Source organism: Streptomyces sp. NPDC058086, assembly GCF_042885015.1.
In the GTDB taxonomy this organism is placed as follows: domain Bacteria; phylum Actinomycetota; class Actinomycetes; order Streptomycetales; family Streptomycetaceae; genus Streptomyces.
The window spans coordinates 1-1,408 of the sequence record NZ_JBHVST010000297.1; the positions used below are offsets into that span (position 1 = coordinate 1).

Annotated in this window: 1 protein-coding gene and 1 pseudogene; both read right to left on the reverse strand. The window is 72.7% G+C overall.

Features of this window, described 5'->3' with window-relative positions:
- Positions 1–1,140, reverse strand: a 1,140-nt coding sequence (locus tag ACFVWD_RS58375) for a beta-ketoacyl synthase N-terminal-like domain-containing protein (RefSeq protein ID WP_389607313.1), incomplete at its 3' end; no start/stop codon positions are given.
- Positions 1,137–1,408, reverse strand: a pseudogene (locus tag ACFVWD_RS58380) (enediyne biosynthesis protein); the annotation flags it as partial. The gene ACFVWD_RS58375 and the pseudogene ACFVWD_RS58380, both read right to left, overlap by 4 nt.

The window sequence follows — 1,408 nt, forward strand, 5'->3', positions numbered from 1 at the left end:
GCCCTTGATGGAGGTGATGACGGCGCTCGGGGCCTGCGGGTCGGCAGCGGCGCGGGCGCCCATGATCGCCCGGAGCTCGGTGGCGTCACCGACGGCGGTACCGGTGCCGTGGCCTTCGAACAGCGGCACGGTCTCGATGCCGAAGCCCGCCCGGTCGTAGGCGCGCGACAGCGCGAGCTGGTACCCGCTCACCTCGGGTCGGGTGATGCCTCCCTGACCGTCGGAGGAGATGCCCCAGCCGGCGATCGAGGCGTACACGCGGTGCCCGGCGGCGACCGCGTCCTCCTCGCGCATGAGCACGACCATGCCGCAGCCCTCGCCCGGCCAGAACCCGTTGGAGCCGCGGTCGTAGAGCCGCATCTCCTTCCGGGCGAGCGCACCGGTCTTGGCGAAGCCGATGATCTCGAAGGGGTCGATGGACAGGTCGACACCGCCGGCGATGGCGACGTCGAGGTCGCCGCTCTGCAGCGAGGTCGCCGCGGTGGTGATGGACAGCAGGGAGGAGGAGCAGGCGCCGTCGACGGTGTAACCGCCGCCGTTCAGGTCGAAGTGGTTGCAGATCCGGCCGGCGATGGTGTTGGAGAGGCCGCCCGCGAGGGTGTCCTCGTCGACGGCGGGGAAGGGCCTCTTGTAGGCCTCCTCCACCCCCTGGAGGAACGCGCCGAGCCGGTCGTCGTCCCAGTCCTGCCCCTGGAGCGCGTCCGCGAGCACCCTGCGTACGTAGGGCCAGCGCAGCCGCATGCCGTTGGCACGGGAGAACTCGCCGGTCAGCGTGTTGCCGACGACGACTCCGGTGCGCTCGGCGGGCAGTCCCTCACCGGCCGGGAAGCCCGCGTCCGCCAGCGCCCGGGTCGCCGTGTCCAGGGCGAGCCAGTGGGTCAGGTCGGTGGAGCGGTAGGTGCTGCCGGCGATCCGGTGGGCGACGCGGTCGAACTCCCAGCCCTCCAGGACCGCGGCGTTGCGGGCGTAGAAGGTGTCGGGGACCGCGGGGTCCGGGTTCCAGTAGTCGTCCAGGCGCATTCGGACGTCGGGCAGTCTGCGGAAGGCGCGCCGTCCGGCGACGGCGTTCTCCCAGAGCTCCCGGGGTGTGGTGGCGTCGGGGTACGTGCAGGCGACCCCGACGATGGCTATTCGGCTCATACAGGCACCGCCGCCTTGTTCTTCGTGGCTCGTTCGGCTGCGCACTTGCCGTGGAAGCAGGTGCCGTCCTTGCAGGGGTCGCCCGAGAGGACGACCGTCGCCGGCTGCGGCGCGGCGCCTCCCGCTACGGACCCGGTCGCCGGGGCCGCCGGGGCGGCCACGAGCTGTTCGACCGGGGCGTCCTGGCGGTCGTGGGCGCCGTGGACGGCAGGCGCCTGCCGCTCCTGCGCCTCTCGCTGCTTGGCGAGGAAGTGCAGACCCCACAGGC